This is a genomic window from Defluviitoga sp., from assembly GCF_035349255.1.
Taxonomy (GTDB): Bacteria; Thermotogota; Thermotogae; order Petrotogales; family Petrotogaceae; genus Defluviitoga.
Genome location: NZ_DAOPSE010000001.1, coordinates 1 through 22,640, shown reverse-complemented (window position 1 = coordinate 22,640; position 22,640 = coordinate 1). Strand labels below are relative to the sequence as shown.

Below are 22,640 nucleotides of genomic sequence, written 5' to 3'. Positions count from 1 at the left end.
GGGAGGGTAACCTACAAAAGTGTTCTGTATTTAGATTATACATCATGAAATTTTTTTCTCAAAGTCTAATGTCAGGCAAATAATTTCATATAATCTTAGTTATAGCAAACTAGATCAGTTTATTTCAAAAAATCTCAAAAACAGAGAAAATCTCATTATTTTTTATAAAATAAACATTTCGTGAAATATTTGAGAATAGAGGCACATAATCTATCGTATGACCAAAGCTACTCCAATTTATACCTGCAAGGTTGTTTAAATAATCGTAATAGTATTTCACAATCTCAGATTGGTAGGAAAGAGTCTTTGAAGAGCTTTTAGAAATATAAAAGTAATTTTTCAAATCAACATTTAAATTTAGCCTTTTTGAAAAATCTTCGTAGTTGTCGGTGGTGTTCAGAATATCTACAAATTTTTCATAAGAGAAACCATAATTTTTAATTTTATTTAGGGATATGAAACCGTTCCCTAAGGTTAGGCCTCCAGTAGCATGGTCTGCTGTGACAATGATTAGTGTATCATTGGGATGTTGTTTTAAAAAATCTAAAGCCACTTTTACAGAATCATCAAAATCTATAATTTCTTTTATGAGAGAAATTGTATCATGTGCATGAGCAGCATGATCTATTCTTCCTCCTTCTATAATAATAAAAAACTGATCATTTCCAAATTTCTTTATCGCATAAGATAAAGTATCCGCCAAAGGAACCCTATCTTCATTGTCAGTGAGAAAAGGAAAATTGCCATAATATAGTACAATTAATTCTTTTCCTATGTATGGACCATTTTTTAAGGTTTCAGAATATTGATACCCATATTTTTCAGCCTCTTGTTTGTTGAAGTAAGCTTTTCCTCCACCAATAAATAAATCAAAATTACTTTGTAAGAGATACCCCACTATTTCGTTTCTGCTAGTTCTTTCATCAACAAATGCATATGCCCCTGCAGGTGTTGCATCTACAAGTGTATTTGTTGATATAACGCCAATTTTATAGCCTTTTTCTTTAAGTTGATATGTAATTGGAGAGAGGTTAGCCCCCAATGAGTCTTTATTTATTCTATTATTATAAGTTTTTTCGCCTGATAAAATGGCTGTTATAGCCGCTGCAGAATCAGTAACTCCATTTAGAGAAGATGTTTCAACAATTGAAAAATAAGGTAATTTGAAAACATTCAAACCTCTATTAGTTGTGCTTTCTTTATACATATTTGCTAATTGCAAATGAGGAAGTCCCATGCCATCTGCAATGAAAAGAAAAATAAATTTGTAAGAAAATGAAAAAACAAAAATCAAAATAAAGACAACAAAAGTTAATATCTTTTTCACGGATATCCTCTCCCAATGTTTTCTGGTTGTAGAGACCACCCACATGGGTGTCTCCTGTTTTAGACGCGCAGGTTGCACGTTTCTACACGATTAAATCAAAACTTTTTTATTATATTTTCAAATTCTTTATCATCAAGAGACTTGTAGTTTTTTAATATAAACCTTTCCAATTCAAAAATTCTTTCTTGGTCATAGTTGAAATATTCGAGAAAATTAATTACACTCTTCCCGTAAGGTTCATAGTAAAATCCAACAGTTTTAAGTTCTAACTCTTTTAAATATCTATATCTTGAAAAAGATCTAAGAAAAAGCACAGAGTTAACTTCACATAGCAATTCATGCCAAGTACTGTTAGCATCAGCTTTAACTTGATATCCAAAAAAGTAATGAGACAATTCGTGAGCCAAATCCTTAAAAGAACTTATTATATAGACATTTGGTAAAATTTGAAATGATCTGTACATTTCTAAATGCAAAATGTATACTTTTTCTTCAATTGGTCCAATGTTGTGTAAAAAGCTAGATACGTCTTTTACTTTAGCTTCAAGCCATTTTCTATTGTAATAATAATTATCAAATTTGAATAAATTATGAGAATCCTTATAAAATACCATTGCAGATGATTTTCTGTTTTGTTTTTGAATCAAGTTTTCTCCTTTTTGCATCCTTAAAGGACTATTGATTATATTTAAGATTTGTATATCATGATAAGGCAATTTGTAATAGAAAAAGAATTTGTTATTATTAAAATCAAAAGATAGTTCGTCAAATAACAAAATGTTTGTGTATCCTGATGAAAATATTATAATTTGTCCTTTTTTTTCTAAAGTAAAAGTTATTGGAAAAAATAAAAAGAAAATTATCAAAGAAAAAAATATGAAAAATAAAAGATATCTAGTTTTAAAAACATTAGATTGCATATTTACACTCTTTCTAAAGCTTATATTGTCGATTTCTTTTTGTCCTGTTTAAGAGATTTCCTTCTCAGAGAAATGAACATAAAAACACCTATGATGATTAATAACATACTTAGTATAACAGCTACTCTGAAGTTTCCAATATATAAACTGTCTATTCTTAATAGTTCAATTGGGATACGCCCTACCGAATAAAGTATTAAGTATAGAGCAGTAACTTCGCCGTAATTTTCTCTTTTATTCCTTATATAATAAAAAAGAATTAAAAAAACAATTAGATCCCAAAAAGATTCATACAAAAAAGTAGGATGAAAAAATTCATAATTTTGATATTCCGGCATTCTGTGCTCTGGAGCTACGTACATTTTCCAGGGGAGGCTTGTAGGACGCCCATAGGCCTCGTGATTAAAAAAATTCCCCCATCTTCCAATTGATTGAGACAGAGGCAGCACAAATGTAAATAAATCCAAACCCTGGAGAAACGTAAAAGTACAATTCTTTTTGAAGTGGCTATATAGAAAGACAACCAAGAAAGCAGCTAAGATTGCCCCATGTATTGCTAGTCCACCCTCCCAAATTTTAAAAATATCTCTCAAGTTATGAGAGAAGTACGAAAAGTTAAAGACAACATAATACAATCTCGACCCTATAATTCCAAATATTATACCCAATGAAAGAGCGATAAAAAAATCATCTTCACTAATATTTTCTCTTTTGGCCTCTCTTTCACCAATATATGTTGCTAAAAGGATAGCGATAGCTATTAACAAACCGTACCATCTTATTTCTAGAGATCCAATTTTGATAAGGACAGGATCAACATACCATTCACCCGAAAAACTTTTTGGTAAAATTGTTATACAAACTAAGAAAAAAGCAGCTAATGAAATCCAAAGAACATTGAAAAAAACTTTATCTTTTTTCATAGAATCACCTTTATAGTAAAAATTTATAAAACATTGATTAGTTCTATAGAATCACCATATCTAATTTTTAATTCACTTTTTAATCTTTCTAACTTTTTAAGTTCATCTGGTACCACTAAAAATTGCTCTACCATTCTTCTTGATTGTTCTATTATAGAAAAATCTTCTACTAAATCTAAAAATTTAAATTCAGGTATTCCATGTTGCTCTACTCCAAAGAATTTACCTGGTCCCCTCCATTTTAAATCTATTTCTGCTACCTTGAAGCCATCATTTGTTTTAGAAAAAGCAGATAATTTTTGCCTAGTTTCTTGGTTTATTTTTTTGTCTAAGATTAGAAAGCAATAAGATTGTTTTTTCCCTCTACCTACCCTTCCCCTTAATTGGTGTAGCTGAGATAATCCGAATCTATCAGGATGTTCAATCACCATCACTGTAGCGTTGGGAACGTCTATACCTACCTCTACTACAGATGTAGCAACTAATATATTATATTCTTTTTTCATAAATTTGTCCATAATTTCATTTTTTTCTGTGGAGGGCAGTTTACCGTGCAAAAGTCCAACTTTGTATTCTTTAAAAACTTCAGTTAATTTCTCATACATTTCTGTAGCGTTTTTTAAGTCCAAAGCTTCAGATTCTTCAACTAATGGATAAATGAAAAAAGCCTGGTTATTTTGTGATAATTCTTGCTTTACGAATTTATAAACGCTTTCAATATTTGAATCAGGAACTAAATAAGTTTTAATAGGTCTTCTTCCTTTTGGCATCTCATCTAAAATACTAACATCCATATCTCCATAGAAAGTCATTGCCAAAGTTCTTGGAATAGGTGTAGCTGTCATGACTAGAATATCAGGTTGGTTACCTTTTTTTATCAACTGAAGTCTCTGATTAACTCCAAATCTTTGTTGTTCATCTATAACTACAAATCCCAGTTTTTTAAATTCCACATCTTCCTGGATAAGCGCATGAGTACCTATTATTACATCAATTTCTCCATTTTTTAATCTTTCTTTGATTGCCAGTTTGTCATTTTCTTTCGTCTCCCCTATTAATAGCTCGGTTATTAATCCTAAAGGTTCTAAATCTTTAGATATTCTATTGAATTGTTGTTTTGCTAAAACGGAAGTTGGTACCATAATAGCTGATTGATAACCGGCTTCGCATACATCGATTACTGCTAATTCAGAAACAACAGTTTTACCAGAACCAACATCTCCCTGTAAAAGCCTATTCATAGGATAATAAGAAATCAAATCATTTTTAATCTCTTCATAGCATCTTTTTTGAGCATCTGTTAATTCAAAATCTAGTATATCAATAAATTTTTGAGATAATTCTCCTTTAATTTGTTTACCTTCAGTTTTTTTATTTTCTTTCAATTTTAATTTAACATAAATAATAGCTAGTTCGAAAAGTATAGCTTCTTCATACTTTAAAGAATAGATTGCCCTATCTTTATGGTAGAAACTTAAGGGAAAATGCAGCCCTTTTAGACGCTTCTTTAAAGTCAATAAATTGAATTCTTCAATAAATTCGTTTGGTAAGAACTCTTCTAGAAAAAAGGTTTGTTTGATAACTTCTCTTGAAATATTTCTCATAGAATTTTGAGTTAATCCAGAAGTTAAAGGATAAACAGGCAATATTTCTTTCTTAAAATCTTCTGTTGAATTTAACACTTGAAAATCAGGTGAATTCATTTGCTTCAACCCGAAAGAATACTCAATCTTTCCATAAAAAGCTGCTAATGTACCTTTCGATAAATATTTTTTTAGGTAAGTCCGATTAAAAAAAGTTACCCTAATAACACCTGTGTCGTCTTCTACTGAATAGTTCAGGATTGTAAGATCTTTGTTTACTTTTACTTCTTCATAATTAACAATTTTACCAATAATAACAACTTTATCACCATCTTTAGCGTTGAAAATTTTTGTAACTTTTCTTCTATCTTCGTAGTCTCTAGGAGGGAAATAAAAAAAATCGTTTAGAGATTCAATCCCCATTTTTCTTAATAATTCAGCTCTTTTGGGTCCAACATTTTTTATATATTTTATGTCAGTAAATAAACTGAGTTTTTTTTCTGGTGAATCATTTATTTCATCGATTAAAAACCTTTCTTTTATTAATACTATATACTTTTTTATGTTTTCGAGTATCTTTTGACGTTGGTTTTCATCGAATGCTTGGAGTGCGTTTGCATAACTTAGCAATTTTTTAATGTCTTCAAAAAGGCCGTTTTCTTTTATCTCTTTTATATTATTTTTCGCAATGCTATAAAAACTTGGGAAGATATCTTCCCAAGTTTTTACCTTTTTTTCTTTTAGAAGAATAATATATTCAAAGGAATCAAGAATTTCTTCAATCATTTTTAAACTCCTATTCAGTCTTTAATTTTTTCTATTAATATTTTACCATCTTTTTTATACATTTTATAGCCATTGAGAGTTATTTCTTTAATCTTTCCTTCTTTTATAAAAGGTTGTATTTTTGCTAAAGAAGAATTCCCAATATAAAAATCCTTTAGATTACCTTCCAAAGCTTCTCCATATGATTTAACTTTTAAATAAACAGAATAAACAATTAAAAACCAACTTAAAGAAAAGAATAGCAAAAAAACCATTACTTTATTCATAACAAAACACTTCTTCTCTGAAAAAATTCGTATTCGTTTAAAAAACTGTCTATCCTTTGTTGATACATTAAATAAGTTTGAGAATTCTCATTTTTTAGCTGATTGTAATATTGATAAACTCTTTGATAATTTTCAACAACCGCCTCAACTAACCGAAGTTTAGTGTCTCTCTCACTTAAGGTTAGATAAATTTCAGACAAAAGAGTTAACGAATCATCTGGAATTCCGCGAAATTTTTTTGCCATATAATAATTTGCCGTTCCATCTTTTTGAGTAATCTCTATTATTTTTTCTATAACCTCATTTTCAGGGTATATATCTAAACACTCTGCGGTAAGCAAGAGGTATTCGAAATATATATTTTCCCACTCAGGAATATTGTTCCAGCCTCCTGGAATAATGTAAATTGTTTGTTGCATCCAATGATGGAAGTTGTTATACGCTTCTAATTGAAGTTTTTCAACATTTGGGAGTATATGGCTGTCAGATGGAATGAATCCTTTTAATTGTTCGGATAGAACTACGATATTGTAATACATTTTTCCTATAAGTCTGTAGGCATTTTTTTCATTGAATGATATAAAAGAATATTCTAATTGGTTTATCATATCATAAAAGGTCTGGATCCTAAGAATTAAAGATTTCGCGCTGTCATTGATGTCAGTAGTACTATCTTTGTAGATAATCTCCACCGTATCCCTCAAGACATCGTCAGGAAAAGGCATTAAATCTATAGTGCCTTCGAATTTTGAAATCATAAATTTGTATTCATCAAGTTCTGAGCTAAAAATTTTTGGAAGATCTTCATATCTTAGATTGTTCAAACGAACATCGGATGGAAATAACTGAGCTAAATAAAAAGCTGATCTTCCATAATTACGATTCTTACTTAACGATTTGAGAAAGTAATTGAATGATTGTTCATAGCTTTGAAGTAATTTATTTTCATAATTTGCTTTGATTTCTTGATACTTTTTTATTTCAGATTCAATTTTTGCAATATTTTGGGTTATTTTGTTGTATTCGGTGGAATTAAAAGGATAATTACGTAGTTGATTTTGCTGAATATTTTTTTGAATTTCAAGTTGAGTTAATATATTGGGGACTTGATTTTGAGAAACATCCAAAGACAAAAGCATCTCATTGTAATGAGAATTTGCAACAACATAGTATGCTTCCGATAATGATTCACTAAATTTAAAATAACACGAAACTAAAGCTACTACTAACATCAAAATAACAAATACATAACTTTTCTTAATCTTTAAAGATTTAATTTTTGGATTGAATTGTTCGGATACTGCAACTGATAGAATAAAAACGCTTAAGGTAATATTAGGTTGAAGATGAAATGCAAATTCTGTGAAAGCATGTATGATCATTACTACAGCTGACCAACCAAACAAAGGAAAAAGTAAATTTTTATTATCATTATCTTGTTCATGTTTTAGTACCTTAAAATAAATAAATACAAGACTTAAGATCATCATTATTATTGAAAGAAAGCCAAATATACCAGTTTCACCTAAAACTTGAAGATAATCATTATGAGCACTTTTAAAATTACACCAGGCAGACAAAAACCTCTCAGGATTCCCTTCTTGAACCTGTGCAAGGTAATGAAGCGAATAAACAGAATATGTGTTAATTCCGCTACCTATAAAAAAATGGTTTCTATGATTTTTATCGTTAAATTGCTTTACTGCGGAAAGCCATGACAAGATCCTATCGTTCCATGAAGAAACAGAGGTCAAAGCTGCTAACCTTTCTGTTGCGGTCACTTTTCCTCCTTTACTGAAAGGAGTTTCAAAACTAAACATTACGATTAAAAATAAAATAACACTGAAAACCAATAATGTCCATATCTTAAATTCTTTTGTTTTTGCATATGATTTTAAAGAGTCTTTCTTGTTCGAAATAAGAAAACTAATAATTGAAAATACTAATCCTATAAAAGTGGCAAAGTATATTGTTCGAGTTTGAGTAAGTAAAATCACCCAGAACATTAGAAAAACATTTCCTAAAGAAAATATCCTAGTGTATATTTTTGTATCTTTTCTTAAGGTAAAATAGATAGAAATCGGTAACAGTTGAGCTAAATAATCAGATACAAAATTAGGATTGCCTATCGTGGTGCGCAGCGTGATCCTTCGAGAAGGATCACCGTACTGACCAAAGAATAAATCGAAACCCAAAAACTTATTTAAAAGTCCATCAAAAGCAATAATGGTACCAGTTATTGTAAACATGAAAAGACCAATTTCTATAAATTTAAAGTTTTCACCAAACCTTGAGGAAACTAAATATGAAAATAATACTATTAAGGCCAGGTAAAAGGCGGTTCCAGCTGAAGTACTTAAATAGTATTTATTTTCTAGATAAACAGAAATCAATGATAAAAACGCAGATATACAAAACATAAACAGGAATACATGTGCTGATGAGTATTTAAGTTCGAAAGATATGGAATAATATTTGACCAAATAATAAAATAAAATAATAAACAAAAATATAGAAAAAACAAAATGTTTTTGAGTAGAGTATTCATATACAAATTTTGGGATCATTAAGAAAGGAATCAAAAGAAACAAAAGTATCATTAGTATGATGTCATTTGGTAAATTAATTTTTTCTTTTGAGATATCTTTCAATTCTGATCCTCCCCGCTTATATTTAAAATCTTATATTTAAAAATTTATAGATTTCAAGAAGCTCTGTAAATTGAAGTCTTTTTACTAAAGATCTTCTAAGAAATGGCCTAATTCTTGCTAATTTATGATGAATTCACTTATTTACTCCATTGCACAGAAAAAGATTAAGTAAGGGAACATTCTGATAACCAGAGAAAAACCAAAACTTCTATTAAGTTCGGCATTTTGACCAAAATAAAAATAGATATTACTCTCAGAAGCTTTGTTTATAAACTTTTATATTATACCAAATATTTACCAAACTTTGATCTTTACCTTTTTATTGAATCTATTTTATAGAAATGAATATTTTTAGTTACGATTTGACATTTTAGAATTTTTGGTTTAAAATAATAAATAGTTAGCTTGCTAACTATTTTTTGATTTAAATTTTTAAAAAATAGTTATTAGGTTTACAGACGAACATTTCATTTACAATTTAATAGGCTAAGCAATTCATCAGAATTGTAGAAAGGTGCAATATGTATGTCAAAACCTTGGAAACGCCCCTGTAGGTCGTCTCTACAGCTTGAAAAATTGTGGTCGTCTCTGATCAAGTATATATTTTGGAAAAAATTAAGATTTGAAACATTGATGGAAATTAAGTTTCAGAAATTCTAAAATGCCTAAACGAAATTTTTTAGGAGGGTAAAGATGAACCATGATTTCTCCACAGAAGAAAAGAATACTATAAAAGATCTTAATGATCTAAAGGAACTCAAGTGGGAAGTTAGTAAGGAATTATTTCTGACTATAAAATTACATAACCAATTAAATTTTGTACTATTGACTCAGAAACATATTTATCTTTATCCGGGTCAAGCCTTTTGTTTATGGTATGTAGGGCTTAATCCTGGTACAAATCAAAAAAGCATAGCAGAACAAATGTATGTAGCTACTCCGACCGTTTCAAAGATTTTAAGAAATTTAGAAAAGAAAGGATTGATAGAGCGTAAAAGGGACACAAAAGATAAACGTACCTTAAGAATTTATTTATCAGAAGAGGGGGAAAAAATTTTAAAAGATATAAAAGACACTTTTATAGATATCATTAATTGGGAATTTGAAGGAATGAGTTATGATGACTTATCCTGCTTTAAAAAGTATCTTAACCAAGTTTCAACTAATATCATAAAATATTTAGAAAGAATAGAAAGGAGTTGAAATAGTGAAGCACTTACTTAAATATTTAAAACCGTACTACAAAGAGATAATAATAGCTGTACTGTTGCTTGTTGTGCAAGCGGTAGCCAACTTATATTTGCCTAATTTGAATGCAGATATCATAAACAACGGTATTGCAAAAGGCGATATAAATTACATAGTTCGTACTGGTGGAAAAATGCTATTGATTGCACTCTTACTAGCAGGCGCTGCTATTACAGCCTCTTATTTTAGTTCAAAAGTTGCTACATCATATTCTAGAGATCTACGAAGAGAATTATACTATAAAGTTCTCAGCTTTTCTAAACAAGACTTTGACAGATTTGGAACAGCTTCACTAGTTACAAGAAATACAAACGATGTTCACCAAATTCAAATGTTTATTTTGACAATGCTAAATATCATGATAATGGCTCCAATAATGTCCATTGGTGGAATGATAATGGCTATTCAACAAGATGTAGTTCTTTCATTATCAATCATAATTGTAGTTCCAGTAATAGGAGTAATAGTCTTTTTCTTGGTACGAAAAACCGTACCTCTTTTTAAACAATTACAAATAAAAGTTGATAAAGTTAACCAAGTACTTCGAGAAAAATTAACCGGAGTTAGGGTTATTAGAGCTTTTGTTAAAGAAGATTATGAAGTAAGAAGATTTGATGAAGCTAACAAAGATCTTACCCAAACAGCTTTAAAAGTTAATAGAATAATGGCTCTTGGAATACCGCTAATTATGCTCGCTATGAACGTAACTTCTATCGCTATCACCTGGTTTGGCGGAATTCGTATTGATAGTGGTGCAATGCCTATAGGTAATTTAACCGCCTTTTTAACATACGTTATGGAAATTTTGATATCGATCATGATGGCGATGACTATGTTTATAATGCTCCCACGTGCTGAAGCTTCTGCTGAGCGTATAAACGAAATATTACACACGGAACCGTCTGTTAAAGATCCTGAAAATCCTATAATACCCCCTGAGAAAAAAGGAATGGTTACTTTTAAAAATGTTTCTTTTCAGTATCCTGATGCTGAAGCACCGGTTCTGTCAAATATATCTTTTACAGCTTTGCCTGGACAAACAACCGCCATCGTTGGTAGTACTGGAAGCGGAAAGAGTACGTTGGTGCATTTAATTCCAAGATTCTACGATGTAACAGAAGGAACAATAGAGATAGACGGTGTTGATATCAGAGAAATGCCACTTGTAGAAGTTAGGGACATGATAGGATTGGTTCCACAAAAGTCCTATTTATTCAGTGGCACAATAGAAAGTAATTTAAGATTTGGTAAAAAAGATGCAACTGAGGAAGAAATGTGGCGCGCACTTGAAATTGCTCAGGCAAAGAATTTCGTCAGCAGATTGCCCGAAAAGCTTAAAGCACCAGTTGATCAAGGTGGGACCAATTTTTCGGGAGGTCAAAGACAGCGTTTATGTATTGCCAGGGCAATTGTGAAAAGGCCAAAAATATATATTTTTGATGATAGTTTTTCTGCATTAGATAATAGGACTGAAGCAAAAGTGCGAACAGCTTTAAAAGATGAAACGAAAGACGCTACAGTCATAATAGTTGCTCAGAAAGTGAGTACAGTCCTTACTGCAGACCAAATTATAGTTCTAAGTGATAAAGGTACTATCGTAGGAATAGGGACTCACCAAGAGTTGTTAAAGACTTGTGAAGTTTATCAAGAAATTGTTTACTCTCAGATTCCGAAGGAGGAAACAGCATGAGTCAGACAAACCAACAAATAGATAAAAAGAAGGACGAAGGTAAAAAACCTGTACGCCTTGGTGCGGGAGGAGGTCGTGGAGGCAGGCGTGCAGCTGGTGTAAAACCAAAAAATTTTATGGGATCATTAAAAAGATTGTTAGGTTACTTGAAACCACAATTAGTTCCACTGATTATAGTAATATTATTTGCAGTTGCAAGCACTGTTTTTATGATTATCGGTCCTAAGATGCTTGGGAAAGCAACAAACGTTCTTTTTGAGGGAGTAATAGGTAAAATGATGCCTCCCAACATGACAAAAGAACAAGCGATTCAGTTTTTGAAATTTTCGGGAAGAGAACAAATTGCTGAAATGCTTGGCCCTATGGATATAGTGCCAGGTAGAGGGGTGGACTTCAACAAATTAGCGAAGATTTTGCTGACATTATTAGGTATATATTCATTATCAGCTTTTTTTAGTTGGTTGCAACAATATATAATGGCTGGTGTTGCTCAAAAAACAGTTTACAATCTCAGAAAAGAAGTGGATGCTAAACTAGCTCGTTTACCTTTAAAGTATTATGACAGTCATCCACATGGTGACCTTCTAAGTAGGGTAACTAACGACATTGACAATATTGGGCATACTTTACAGCAAACCTTGGTCCAATTAATAACTGCAAGTGTCACAGTAGTTGGGGTATTGATTATGATGCTCACGATTAGTCCGCTTTTAACTCTTATAGCATTGATCGTAATTCCACTGGCTTTACTCGTGACGTTGTTTGTTATAAAACGATCTCAAAAGCAATTTGAAATTCAATGGGATAGTACCGGACAACTTAATGGTCATGTTGAAGAATCTTATACGGGGTTCAACGTTATTAAAGCTTTTAATAAACATGAAGATATGCAAAAAGAGTTTGATGATGAAAACGAAAGATTACGCGAAGCAACATTCAAAGCTCAGTTTGTTTCAAGCTTAATAAGGCCTTTTATAGGATTGATCAATAATCTTAGTTACGTTATAATAAGTGTTGTAGGAGGATTACGTGTAACTAGAGGAATGATGACACTAGGTGATGTCCAAGCCTTTATTCAATACTCAAGACAGTTTACAATGCCTATCATTCAAACATCAAGTATTATTAACGTTTTACAATCAACTGTTGCATCTGCAGAAAGAGTTTTTGAATTACTCGATGAAGAAGAAGAAATACCAGATCCTGAAAATCCTGTTGTATTAGAAAAAGTGAAAGGACATGTAAGATTTGAGAATGTGTATTTTAGTTATGATCCTCAAAAGCCTTTAATTGAAAATTTAAATCTTGAAGCACTTCCAGGACAGAAAGTAGCTATTGTTGGTCCGACAGGTGCAGGTAAAACTACTTTAGTAAACTTACTCATGCGGTTCTATGATGTTGATGCAGGTAGAATAACCTTAGATGGTGTCGACATTAGGCAAATGAGAAGGGCCGACTTGAGAAAGAACTTTGGTATGGTTCTTCAGGATACCTGGTTATTTAGAGGAACCATAAAGGAGAATATTGCCTATGGTAAAGAAGGAGCCACTGACGAGGAAATCATAAGAGCAGCACAGGCAGCCTATGTTGATTATTTTATAAGGACTTTGCCTGATGGCTATGATACAGTAATTGATGAAGATGCTTCTAATTTATCTCAAGGTCAACGTCAATTAATAACAATAGCAAGGGCATTCCTAGCCAATCCTCCACTGCTCATTCTAGATGAAGCTACTAGTTCGGTTGATACCAGAACTGAGATATTAATACAAGAAGCCATGAATAACCTTATGGAAGGAAGGACTAGTTTTGTTATTGCTCATAGACTATCTACAATAAGAAATGCGGATGTAATAGTTGTAATGAATCATGGAAGAATAGTTGAACAAGGTAATCACGAAGAACTTATTAAGAAAAAAGGATTTTACTATGATCTGTATATGAGCCAGTTTATAGGTACAGAATTAGAAAAAGAATTATCTTCTTCAGCAGATGATGTTCAAATAATGAGCTAATAGTACTTTAAATAGAAAAAATTGGGAGCTAACAAGCTCCCAATTTTTTAATTACTATTTTAAACTTCTACAATTTCACCATACAAGGGTCCAGGAGATATTTTGTTTATTTTTATGTTCAAAAACTGACCATTTAATTGATCTTGACTTTTATATATAACTAATTTATTGTTAATCGTTCTACCCATATAAGTATTGTCTTTTCCAGCTTTCCCCTCTTGAATTATTGTCAATATTTCTCCAAGATATTTTTTATTTTCTTCTAGATTAATCTTTTTTTGAATTTCCATTATATGTTGTAATCGTTTGTTTTTAATACGTTTTGGTACGTCGTCTTTAAAATATTTGTACGCAATTGTACCTTCTCGTGGGGAATACTCTGCAATATTAATTCTTTCGAATCTACATTTTTTAATTAAATCCACAGTTTCCTCAAAATCTTGCTCCGTCTCTGAAGGGAAACCTGTTATGATATCGCTGCTTATTGTAACTTCAGGTACTTCCTTTTTTATTTTGTTCACTAGATCAATAAATTGTTCTTTAGTATATCTTCTATTCATTGATTTTAATATTCTATTGCTACCTGATTGAACCGGTAAATGGACATATTTAGCTGCTTTTTCTTCATTAGCTATGGTTTCAATTAAAGAATCGGTAATATCTGTTGGATATGAGGTCATAAACCATATTCTTTTTATTGAATCAAATTGTGCAGATTTTTGAATTAATAAATCTAACTTTGGTTTTTTATCTCCAAAATCCTTTCCATAGGAATCTACATTCTGCCCTAAAAATGTAACTTCTTTATATCCTTTTTCTGCATACTCTTTTACTTCATTAATAACATCGTCTATCGGTCTGCTTTTTTCGAATCCTCGAGTATATGGAACAATACAATATGTACAATATTTATTGCAACCATATATGACGGTTATCCAAGCATGATGCTTACTAAAAGGTCGTTTTGGAATGATGTAGTTGACTTCATCTAACTTGTCGCTAAAATCGGCGAATCTTTCTCCACCCAATGCGCGTTTTACTAGATTGGGAATGTCTATAACATTTCTTGTTCCAAATACAAAATCGATGTTTTTAAATCTATTTAGGAGGTTTTCTCTCTCTTTCTCTGCAGAACATCCACCTATTCCTATTATTAGATTTTTATTTTTTTCTTTAAATTTTCCGTATCCTCCTATAGCTCCATAAAGTTTATTTTCAGCTTTTTCTCTCACAGAACAACTGTTAATTATTATAATATCAGCTTCTTCTGGATTTTCTGTCCATTCAAAGCCGTCCTCGGTTAAAAGCCCTGCCATAATTTCGCTTTCATTCAAGTTCATTTGACAACCAAAAGTTCTAATGTAAAATTTCATGTATATCACTCCAAAAAAATCGGGGGAAAATCCCCCGACTATTAATCGATTTTACTATATTAAATATTCAACAATTTTAGTTTAATCAAAATGTGTCTTCTTCTTCATCTTCATCCGGAATCTCTATTTCTTCCTCTTCTTCGACTTCTTCAATAAACTTTTCATATTTTTCTTCCGCTTTTAATTTTTCTATTATATGTTCATCTAATTCCGGCCTTTCCTCACGTTCAACTTCTTCTAGAACATCTATTCTTCCTTCTTGTGCCTCAATTATTGCATCAGCCATCTTTGAAGTAATTAACATTATAGCTCTTATTGCATCATCATTAGAAGGTATAACATAATCTATAACATCAGGATCACAGTTGGTATCAACCATCGCTATTATAGGGATTTTTAGCATATTTGCTTCTTTAACGGCGATCTCTTCTTTTTTTGGGTCAACTATAAAAAGAACGCCCGGTAATTTATTCATTCCTCTTAAACCGCCTAAGTTCTTTTCCAATTTCTCTAAATTTCTTCTAATGTTTGCTTGTTCTTTCTTTGGAAGTCTAGAAAATTCTTCACTTTCTACATATTCAGATAATTCTTCTAATTTGTCAATCCTTCTTTTGATAGTTTTAAAATTAGTTAGTAAACCTCCAAGCCATCTGTTATTTACATAGAATTCTCCGCATCTTCTCGCTTCATCCGCAACAATTTGTTGAGCCTGTTTTTTTGTTCCAACAAACAAAACTCTTTTTCTCTCCATTACGGCATTTTTTAAAAAATCGTACGCTTCATCAATTCCTTTCAAGGTTTTTTGCAGATCGATTATGTGTATGCCTTTTCTTTCTGCAAAAATGTATGGTTGCATCTTTGGGTTCCATCTTCTCGTTCTATGGCCAAAATGTGCTCCAGCCTCCAACAACTGTTTCATGCTAACTACTGACAAATAAAACACCTCCGAATGTTTTGATTTGGTTTTAAACCTCCAGTCTTCTCCTTACACCGACCCTAACTATTAATTATGTAGCGGGCACCGAGGTGAAGAGCGAAAACTGTGAGTGTTTGCATATAATAAAATCTAAATAATATTTTCTATCTTCTTTTGTTCTCCCCATAAACTTTCAAGATCATAAAAACTTCGGCCTTCCTGAGAGAAAATATGAACTATAAAAGTGCCTGCATCAACTATCATCCAATCAAATCCCTTACTTTTATCATAAGAAAGAATAGGAATATTCTCCTCTTTTAAATATTTAACTACTTCATCTCTTAAGGCTGCCATATGGATATCGGAATTTCCGGTAACTATGACAAAATAATCAACCATAATTTCAGAGTCTTCCATATCAATTACGGAAATATCCATGCCCTCTTTTTCATCCAACAATCCAACAATACTTTTTACAGATTCAAACACTTCTGATTTTAACAAACAGCTAACACCTCCACTGTATTTTTAATTTACAATTCGATATTTGAAAGCAAATCAAATCTAGCAGCTTTGGTAGCGACGTAAATAGCATTAGAAATCGCTTCTGCATCAGAAGATCCATGAGCTTTAACAAGAATTCCATTAATACCTAAAAAAAACGTTCCTCCATAGCTCCTATAATCAATTTTTTCCATCAATGTTTTGAGAGGACTTTTTAAAAATAGAGCTCCCAACTTTGTGAACAATCCACCTTTTTTAATAATGGCTTTTAATTCGTGAAGAATAAAGTAAGCAGTTCCTTCGATCGTTTTCAGAACATTGTTTCCTGTGAAACCATCTGTTACAACTACATCACAAGTATCATCAAAAATTTCTCTAGCTTCAACGAATCCCACAAAATTTAAGTTTGTATGACTTTTTAGAAGACTATAAGCATCTTTTATTAAAGTGTTACCTTTTTCTTCTTCTGAGCCGATATTTAAAATGGCAACACGAGGGTTTTCAATATTCAAAAATTTAGCGTACGCTATTCCTTCTCTAGCAAAGTCATAAAAATGTTCAGCCTTTACTTCAGCATTTGCTCCAGCATCTACCAATATTTTTGGTTTGTCGGATTTCGAAGGAAGAGCTAAAACTAAAGCAGGTCTTTTAATTCCTTCTAACCTGCCAGCGACAAAAGTTCCGCTTGCTAAAAGTGCACCTGTATTACCTGCGCTAACAAAAGCATCTAGTTTTTTTTCTTTTAGATATTTACATCCAATGTACATCGAAGAATCTTCAAGTTTTAAAACTTCGGTAGGCTTAGTTTCGTTGGTTACCAATTTTTTTGCGGGAATAATCTCTACACCTTCTAAAGATTTTAATAGATCATTTGGTAACTCATTTCCTACTAAAGCTAATTCATCACGGGATAAATAATTGTTTTTTAAAGCAGACAGTGCGCCCTCAACCACAGCTTTGGGCGCATTGTCTCCTCCATAAGCGTCTACCCCTATTTTTACCTTAGACATTTATTACTCCCCTATTTCTAAGATTTGTTTATCTTTATAATAACCGCAGTTTAAACAAACTCTGTGTGGCAACTTAGGCTCGCCACATTTTTGACATTTTACTACATTAATTTTATATGCAGAATAATACTTTGCCTTTCTTGAGTGTGTTCTGCTTCGAGATGATTTTTGTTTTGGTACGGCCATGAATAGTTCCTCCTTTGGTTTATAAATAACGGTTTAATTATTTAAGACGAATTGTAATCGCCTATTCTTTAATTCAAGATAATTACTTCTCTAGCAAGTTTTTTAATGGTAACAATCGTGGATCAATTTCTTCAGTTTCACAAGTGTGATTTGGATTTTCGTTTAAATCAGCGCCACAGATTTGACACAATCCTTTACAATCTTCTTTACAGAGAGGAATCTCTGGTACTGCTAATATTATAGCTTCAATTACCCTATTTGTCAAATCAATTAATGAATTATCGTAGTAGATTATATTTTCAAGAGATTTTAACTGTTTTGTTTTCGATAAAAATCTTTCATATCTTCTGTCAATATATATACAGTCAAAGTTTTCTTCAACCCAGTATTCTATAGGTTTTAAGCATCTTGAACAGTGTAGTTGTAATAATGTTTCCACTTTTCCACTAACATACACTTGGTTGTCTCGCTTTTCTAGCAAGAAAAACACGTCTATCGGTGATAGTATTCTTGAATTTTCAGAAGGTAATTCTATTTCTTTCCAGTTCCTTATGATTACTCTTCTTTCAAAGATTTTTTCAAATTTTTCATATTCTATAACTAATTGACTACTTTTTAATTCTTCGTTAAACATTTACCTCACCTCTACGATGAATATTTTACTTTATAAAAGTTTACTGAAAAAGAATAATTTGTTAAATTTTATCATTCACTATCTTCAATTATAACAAAATTATAAGAAAAGAAAGGCAGTATTTTCTGCCTTTCTTAAATCTAAAATATTTTCTTCATATTTAATTTTTTAATTTTATATTGTAGACACAGTAAAAACAACAGTTCCTATCTTTTCGTTGAACTCCCCAAGTTTCAAAAGCTCATTTTCTACCTCAGAATCATTTTGCAACTTATTTTGGAAGTTAAAGCCAACAGATACAACTTTTTCAACTATTCCGGAGTTTGATACGTTTGAATTCAAATTATATATGAAGCTCCCAACTAAAAATTCAGAAAGGATTGGATTTTCAACACTAGAAATGAATTCAACGTCTACTTGATTGGACGAGTTAGCAATAACCTTTACACGAACTTTCTTCTGCGTATTTTGAGGATCAGATAAATCTAAAACATAATCTAGTCTTTCAGCTTCTACTTCGATACTGGCATAACTTGGAATGCTTATAAAAACAGGAATAGACACACTGTCAGATACTTGTGTGAAAGATAAACCACTTATCAATAACAAAGAAATTATACTTAATATTACAAAATTAAACTTTTTCATTAAAAAATCACACCCTAATAAATTATCAATAAAATTATATCATGATAAAATAAAAAAGTCAACTCTATTAAAAAAATAAAACACTTATTCTAAGCGTCTTTTAAAAATCTTATTGATTTTTTATTGAGAATGTGTATAATGAATTTATAAATTGATTAGAACTTAAGGTATAATTAGTTGGTAATGGTATTTTAAAAAAGATAGAAGGAGTTAATATTATGAAGAAAACAATTTGCGCAATCTTATTTATATTTTCGGCAATAACTTCATTTGCACAAAACTATTCTGGATATTTAGGAGATATTGAGTTTGTATTTGACCAAAAAGATATAAATTATGATTCATGTATAATAACTCTTAAAAATGCACAGTCTAATTTAACTTCACATCTATATTTAAATGATAACTATAATCTGTTTTGTTATGATAATAATATAAATGAACAATATTTAATAAATCAATACTATTATGACAATAGTAGTTTTGTAATTCAACTAGGTCTACAAAAGCGTGCATTATGGGAAGCGAATTTTCAAAAAATTCTTCTACTTGAAGGACAAAGTATAACCGTGGGCCAAGTTAGGCTAAAGAAAACTAATGGTCTTGAAATAGCGTATTACGATCTTGTATTCACTGTTCCAAAATACAATATTGAAGATATTACTTCTGAAGGAGAAATTGTTTTTGACTTTATCCCATTATATAATGGTGAAACTAACTCCATTTGGTGGAAATATGAAACTTCAACTGTTACAATTACCTTCAACCATTTGCCTCCATTAAAATTCGGAGTACATTTAGAACCATCTAACCAAGAATTTGAATTTTTAAGTGATGAATTAAAGTTAACCGGGACTCAAGACGTTTATTTTTCAGGCGACTCTACAATTTTTAATGTGCAAGTTGAAGTTGGTACAAATATTGAAAATCATTATAATAAATATGGAGATAAATTACAAAAAATGTATTTTGATGCAGGTTGTCCACAAGAAGGTTTACATGTTGCAGATGCAGTTGTTTCAATTCCGATGGAAGGAGGTTATTATTATTATCTAGCTGTACCAGTTTATTATCTTTTACCAGCTCCTTCAATAGATATTGTTATTGGTGGAAGTTTTCACTTGTTTTTTAATCCTGCAAATCCAGAAAATGGTTATACTTCTATTGTACCTGTAACTATAACTTCTAGTATCCCATCATTTAATATTAATTTGAATCTGGAAATATTTAATGAATATAATTTATTACACAATTACATATTTTTGATAAACGAGCAAACGATTCCTGTTAGTAATGGACAGTATTCATTCAATATTCAATTAAAAGCAAACTTTGCTGATTTATGGAATCAAAATAAAGAACAGATTTTGTCTCTTTTTCAAGATAGCGTTTTGACTGTCGATAATGATGTTCAAATAGGAAACGTTTATATTACTCTTTCTGCAACTTAATCCTCTCTATTTTTCCTTCATTAATTGTTTAATTATTTTTTTTATTTTAAAGTTTTTATTTTTATTTAAATTTCATTAATATTCATCATCTTTTTTTTAATGTTGATATAATACAGCATAATGTTGCAAAAACTTCTAATACCAAACCTCTTATGATATTAAAGAAAAAGTTTTGTGGGGGATAAGAATGCAATTACTTAAAAGCACAATCATTGGACTTTTATTTATTTTAACGATTAATTTAAGTCTATGTTGGGGCCAAGTTTCTCACAATGTGGAGGTAGGAATATACTTAACTATTCCTGAATTCATAAAAATTACAAATATTAGCAAAGAAAAATTATATTTTGAAATTGAAATGACAGATAATGACCTTATTTTTGAGGATAATCTTTTTTTTGATGTTTATGCAAATGTAGATTATTCGTTACTACTTGAATTTAAAACAATAGATGATTTGAATGAAAATGTAAAAAAGTTAGTGCAAGATACATATGATTCATATATAACTGACCTAACTAATCAATTGATAGTAGATGCGAAAGAAAATCGTATCGCGGAAAGAAACAAAGGTATTGAAAGATATAAACTTATTTTTGAGATGGATATGACTAAATCCGTAGAGAGTAGATATCCACAGTTTGAAGGGCAAGTAGGAAGTATCGAAGTAATTGTTTCAAAATTAGAAACAATTTAAAATATTTTCTAAATATAAAAGTTAAGTCATAAGGTAGATAATAAAATCGGAGATATTACAATAACGGTTGCAGGACCAGTTTGAGGCATATAAAATTGTAACACAATTTTGATTAAGTTTTTATTTGTAATTATTGAGTTTTTAGTTTGACTTTTATAATTAAGAATAAATATTAAAAAAATATAAAATAAAAATAAAATTTTTGAGGGGGGTTAAGGTTATGAAAAAAGTTTTAAGTATGGTTGTTTTGATGATGATTTTAGCGGTTTCAGTGTTTGCAGTAACGAGTGATGTAACTGTTCCAGTTTATTTGAATGTTCCAGAATTTGTAAGAATTTCAACTCATCCGGATGATGATGGACAATTTGATTTAGTTTTTGATCCTTTATATCCAGATGTTGAGGTACAAGATACTGTTACATTAGTAGTTGAAGCGAATGTTGCTTACACTCTCAGTTCATCAGTTACATATGCTGCAGGTCAGTCACACTGGGGTAGCTTAATCCAAGTAACGCTACCCGACCCGCAAACTACACCTTATAAGACGGGCAAGAATAATTTCGTTGTGACTGCAAAAATAAATGTGATTGATCATTTAATGTATGGCAAAGTTGATCCAGCTACAAAAATTGCTGATGTTGTTTTTACAATAAGTTCACTATAAGTTTTTTGTAAAAATAAATAATAATAAAAAGTTAAGAATTTGCCCCCAAAAGTGTTAAAATTAACTTGAAGGGGCAAATTTTTATTCAATATTTCATTTTTCTTAAATTAATTTTGGGAAACTACTCTATGCGACTTTCTTGACTTTCTTTATGAAAGAAATTCTCTGATCAAAGTATTACCTGTCTTTATTTACTTCAATATTTGCTTACGTTAACTGGAAGGTGAATTTCTGCCTCAACTACAAAAAATACTTTTATATTTTTTTAGTGTTGTGTTTTTCTTGGTTTTTTCTCTGAAATGAGTGTAACTCTGTTGTCTGTCAAACTTTTTCTTATACTCTAATTGGAGTCAATTTGAAAAATTCAGTAACTGTTCCTATGACATCGAATTAAAAGTAGACTTTGCTGATTTATGGAATGAACAAAGGGATAAAATTCTGCTTCTTTTTCAGAGGGAGTAATGACTGTCAGTAATGATATACATATAGGAAATGTGTATATTACTCTTTCTGCATCTTAATCCTTTCTATTTTCTTCTTCCCTAATTTTTTAATTACTTTATTTCTCATAGTGTAGAGGCAGGAATATATTTAACTGTTCCTAAATTCATAAAAATTGCAAATATTAGCAAACAAAAGTTATATTTTGAAATTGAAATGACAGATAAGAACAAGTAGGAAGTATTGAAGTAATAGTTTCAAAATTAGAAACAATTTAAAATATTTTCTAAATATAAATAAAAAATGCAATAAAATTTTCTTTAAATAATCTAAATATCTTATTTCTGAAAAGAAGTAGACGATTAAAACCTGTATTTATAAAAATCATAAATGGTAAAAATTACAACATAATTTTGTTTTTGTAATTTTTTATAATTTATTGAAATTTATATGATCTCTTGTAATATAAGCCGAATTTTTATAAAACTATAATTTTTAATTATTAATTTTTTATTATGAAGAGTACAATAAAGACAAGAACTAAATAAGAGGGCGGAGAGATATTGATGCGAAAATTTAAAGGTAAGATATTAGTCGTTATGAGTATCATTTTAATAACCACTATGTCATTTGCTATATCTCAAAGTGCAAATGTTCCAATCTATTTAGAAATTCCAGAATATTTGAAAATCACACATTTAAGTAAA

At 30.5% G+C, this 22,640-nt stretch carries 19 protein-coding genes; 6 read left to right on the top strand and 13 right to left on the bottom strand.

Annotated features, from left to right (window positions below):
- Positions 1 to 124: 124 nt before the first annotated feature.
- The 6 genes from PKN74_RS00095 to PKN74_RS00070 form a co-directional block, all read right to left on the bottom strand.
- Positions 125 to 1,327, bottom strand: coding sequence for an alkaline phosphatase (locus PKN74_RS00095; RefSeq protein WP_472307341.1), 1,203 nt, complete (start codon positions 1,325 to 1,327; stop codon positions 125 to 127).
- A 95-nt stretch (positions 1,328 to 1,422) separates the two neighbouring features.
- The gene (locus PKN74_RS00090) at positions 1,423 to 2,247 is read right to left on the bottom strand and encodes a hypothetical protein (RefSeq protein WP_472307339.1); all 825 of its coding nucleotides are present in this window, start codon (positions 2,245 to 2,247) and stop codon (positions 1,423 to 1,425) included.
- Positions 2,248 to 2,267: 20 nt separating this feature from the next.
- Positions 2,268 to 3,170, bottom strand: a complete 903-nt coding sequence (lgt, locus tag PKN74_RS00085) for a prolipoprotein diacylglyceryl transferase (RefSeq protein ID WP_472307337.1) — start codon at positions 3,168 to 3,170, stop codon at positions 2,268 to 2,270.
- 23 nt (positions 3,171 to 3,193) lie between these two features.
- A complete protein-coding gene (recG, locus tag PKN74_RS00080) occupies positions 3,194 to 5,539 on the bottom strand; it encodes an ATP-dependent DNA helicase RecG (RefSeq protein ID WP_472307335.1) in 2,346 nt (781 codons plus the stop codon).
- A gap of 14 nt (positions 5,540 to 5,553) precedes the next feature.
- Positions 5,554 to 5,805, bottom strand: a complete 252-nt coding sequence (locus PKN74_RS00075; protein WP_472307333.1) for a hypothetical protein — start codon at positions 5,803 to 5,805, stop codon at positions 5,554 to 5,556.
- Positions 5,802 to 8,456, bottom strand: coding sequence for an O-antigen ligase family protein (locus PKN74_RS00070; protein WP_472307331.1), 2,655 nt, complete (start codon positions 8,454 to 8,456; stop codon positions 5,802 to 5,804). The genes PKN74_RS00075 and PKN74_RS00070 overlap by 4 nt, the downstream gene beginning before the upstream one ends.
- A gap of 693 nt (positions 8,457 to 9,149) precedes the next feature.
- Between PKN74_RS00070 and PKN74_RS00065 the strand changes: the two genes are divergently transcribed.
- From PKN74_RS00065 to PKN74_RS00055, 3 genes are read left to right on the top strand one after another with little or no spacing between them, the layout of a single operon-like run.
- Positions 9,150 to 9,659: a MarR family winged helix-turn-helix transcriptional regulator gene (locus PKN74_RS00065; RefSeq protein ID WP_472307329.1), complete on the top strand. Its 510-nt coding sequence runs from the start codon at positions 9,150 to 9,152 to the stop codon at positions 9,657 to 9,659.
- A gap of 4 nt (positions 9,660 to 9,663) precedes the next feature.
- Positions 9,664 to 11,394, top strand: a complete 1,731-nt coding sequence (locus tag PKN74_RS00060) for an ABC transporter ATP-binding protein (protein WP_472307327.1) — start codon at positions 9,664 to 9,666, stop codon at positions 11,392 to 11,394.
- Positions 11,391 to 13,409 carry an ABC transporter ATP-binding protein gene (locus tag PKN74_RS00055; RefSeq protein ID WP_472307325.1) on the top strand — a complete coding sequence of 673 codons (2,019 nt, stop codon included), beginning with the start codon at positions 11,391 to 11,393 and terminating at the stop codon, positions 13,407 to 13,409. Before PKN74_RS00060 ends, PKN74_RS00055 begins: the two co-directional genes overlap by 4 nt.
- A gap of 59 nt (positions 13,410 to 13,468) precedes the next feature.
- On the opposite strand, the gene miaB is transcribed toward PKN74_RS00055, so the two are convergent.
- The 7 genes from miaB to PKN74_RS00020 form a co-directional block, all read right to left on the bottom strand.
- Positions 13,469 to 14,782, bottom strand: a complete 1,314-nt coding sequence (miaB, locus tag PKN74_RS00050; protein WP_472307323.1) for a tRNA (N6-isopentenyl adenosine(37)-C2)-methylthiotransferase MiaB — start codon at positions 14,780 to 14,782, stop codon at positions 13,469 to 13,471.
- 85 nt (positions 14,783 to 14,867) lie between these two features.
- The gene (gene rpsB, locus PKN74_RS00045; protein ID WP_472307321.1) at positions 14,868 to 15,716 is read right to left on the bottom strand and encodes a 30S ribosomal protein S2; all 849 of its coding nucleotides are present in this window, start codon (positions 15,714 to 15,716) and stop codon (positions 14,868 to 14,870) included.
- 132 nt (positions 15,717 to 15,848) lie between these two features.
- Positions 15,849 to 16,202 (bottom strand): ribosome silencing factor, encoded by a 354-nt coding sequence (rsfS, locus tag PKN74_RS00040; RefSeq protein ID WP_472307319.1) that lies wholly within the window; start codon positions 16,200 to 16,202, stop codon positions 15,849 to 15,851.
- Positions 16,203 to 16,231: 29 nt separating this feature from the next.
- On the bottom strand, positions 16,232 to 17,212 hold the full coding sequence (plsX, locus tag PKN74_RS00035) for a phosphate acyltransferase PlsX (RefSeq protein ID WP_472307317.1): 981 nt from the start codon (positions 17,210 to 17,212) through the stop codon (positions 16,232 to 16,234).
- A 3-nt stretch (positions 17,213 to 17,215) separates the two neighbouring features.
- Complete coding sequence (gene rpmF / locus PKN74_RS00030) at positions 17,216 to 17,398, bottom strand: 50S ribosomal protein L32 (protein ID WP_472307315.1); 183 nt, start codon at positions 17,396 to 17,398, stop codon at positions 17,216 to 17,218.
- Between the two features lie 82 nt (positions 17,399 to 17,480).
- Positions 17,481 to 18,032, bottom strand: coding sequence for a YceD family protein (locus tag PKN74_RS00025; protein ID WP_472307313.1), 552 nt, complete (start codon positions 18,030 to 18,032; stop codon positions 17,481 to 17,483).
- A 174-nt stretch (positions 18,033 to 18,206) separates the two neighbouring features.
- A complete protein-coding gene (locus tag PKN74_RS00020) occupies positions 18,207 to 18,680 on the bottom strand; it encodes a hypothetical protein (RefSeq protein ID WP_472307311.1) in 474 nt (157 codons plus the stop codon).
- 218 nt (positions 18,681 to 18,898) lie between these two features.
- Here PKN74_RS00020 and PKN74_RS00015 point away from each other — a divergent pair, with 218 nt between their 5' ends.
- The 3 genes from PKN74_RS00015 (at position 18,899) to PKN74_RS00005 (ending at position 21,492) form a co-directional block, all read left to right on the top strand.
- On the top strand, positions 18,899 to 20,131 hold the full coding sequence (locus PKN74_RS00015; protein WP_472307309.1) for a hypothetical protein: 1,233 nt from the start codon (positions 18,899 to 18,901) through the stop codon (positions 20,129 to 20,131).
- A 187-nt stretch (positions 20,132 to 20,318) separates the two neighbouring features.
- Complete coding sequence (locus PKN74_RS00010) at positions 20,319 to 20,828, top strand: hypothetical protein (protein WP_472307307.1); 510 nt, start codon at positions 20,319 to 20,321, stop codon at positions 20,826 to 20,828.
- 250 nt (positions 20,829 to 21,078) lie between these two features.
- Positions 21,079 to 21,492, top strand: coding sequence for a hypothetical protein (locus PKN74_RS00005; RefSeq protein ID WP_472307305.1), 414 nt, complete (start codon positions 21,079 to 21,081; stop codon positions 21,490 to 21,492).
- The last annotated feature ends 1,148 nt before the right edge of the window (positions 21,493 to 22,640 follow it).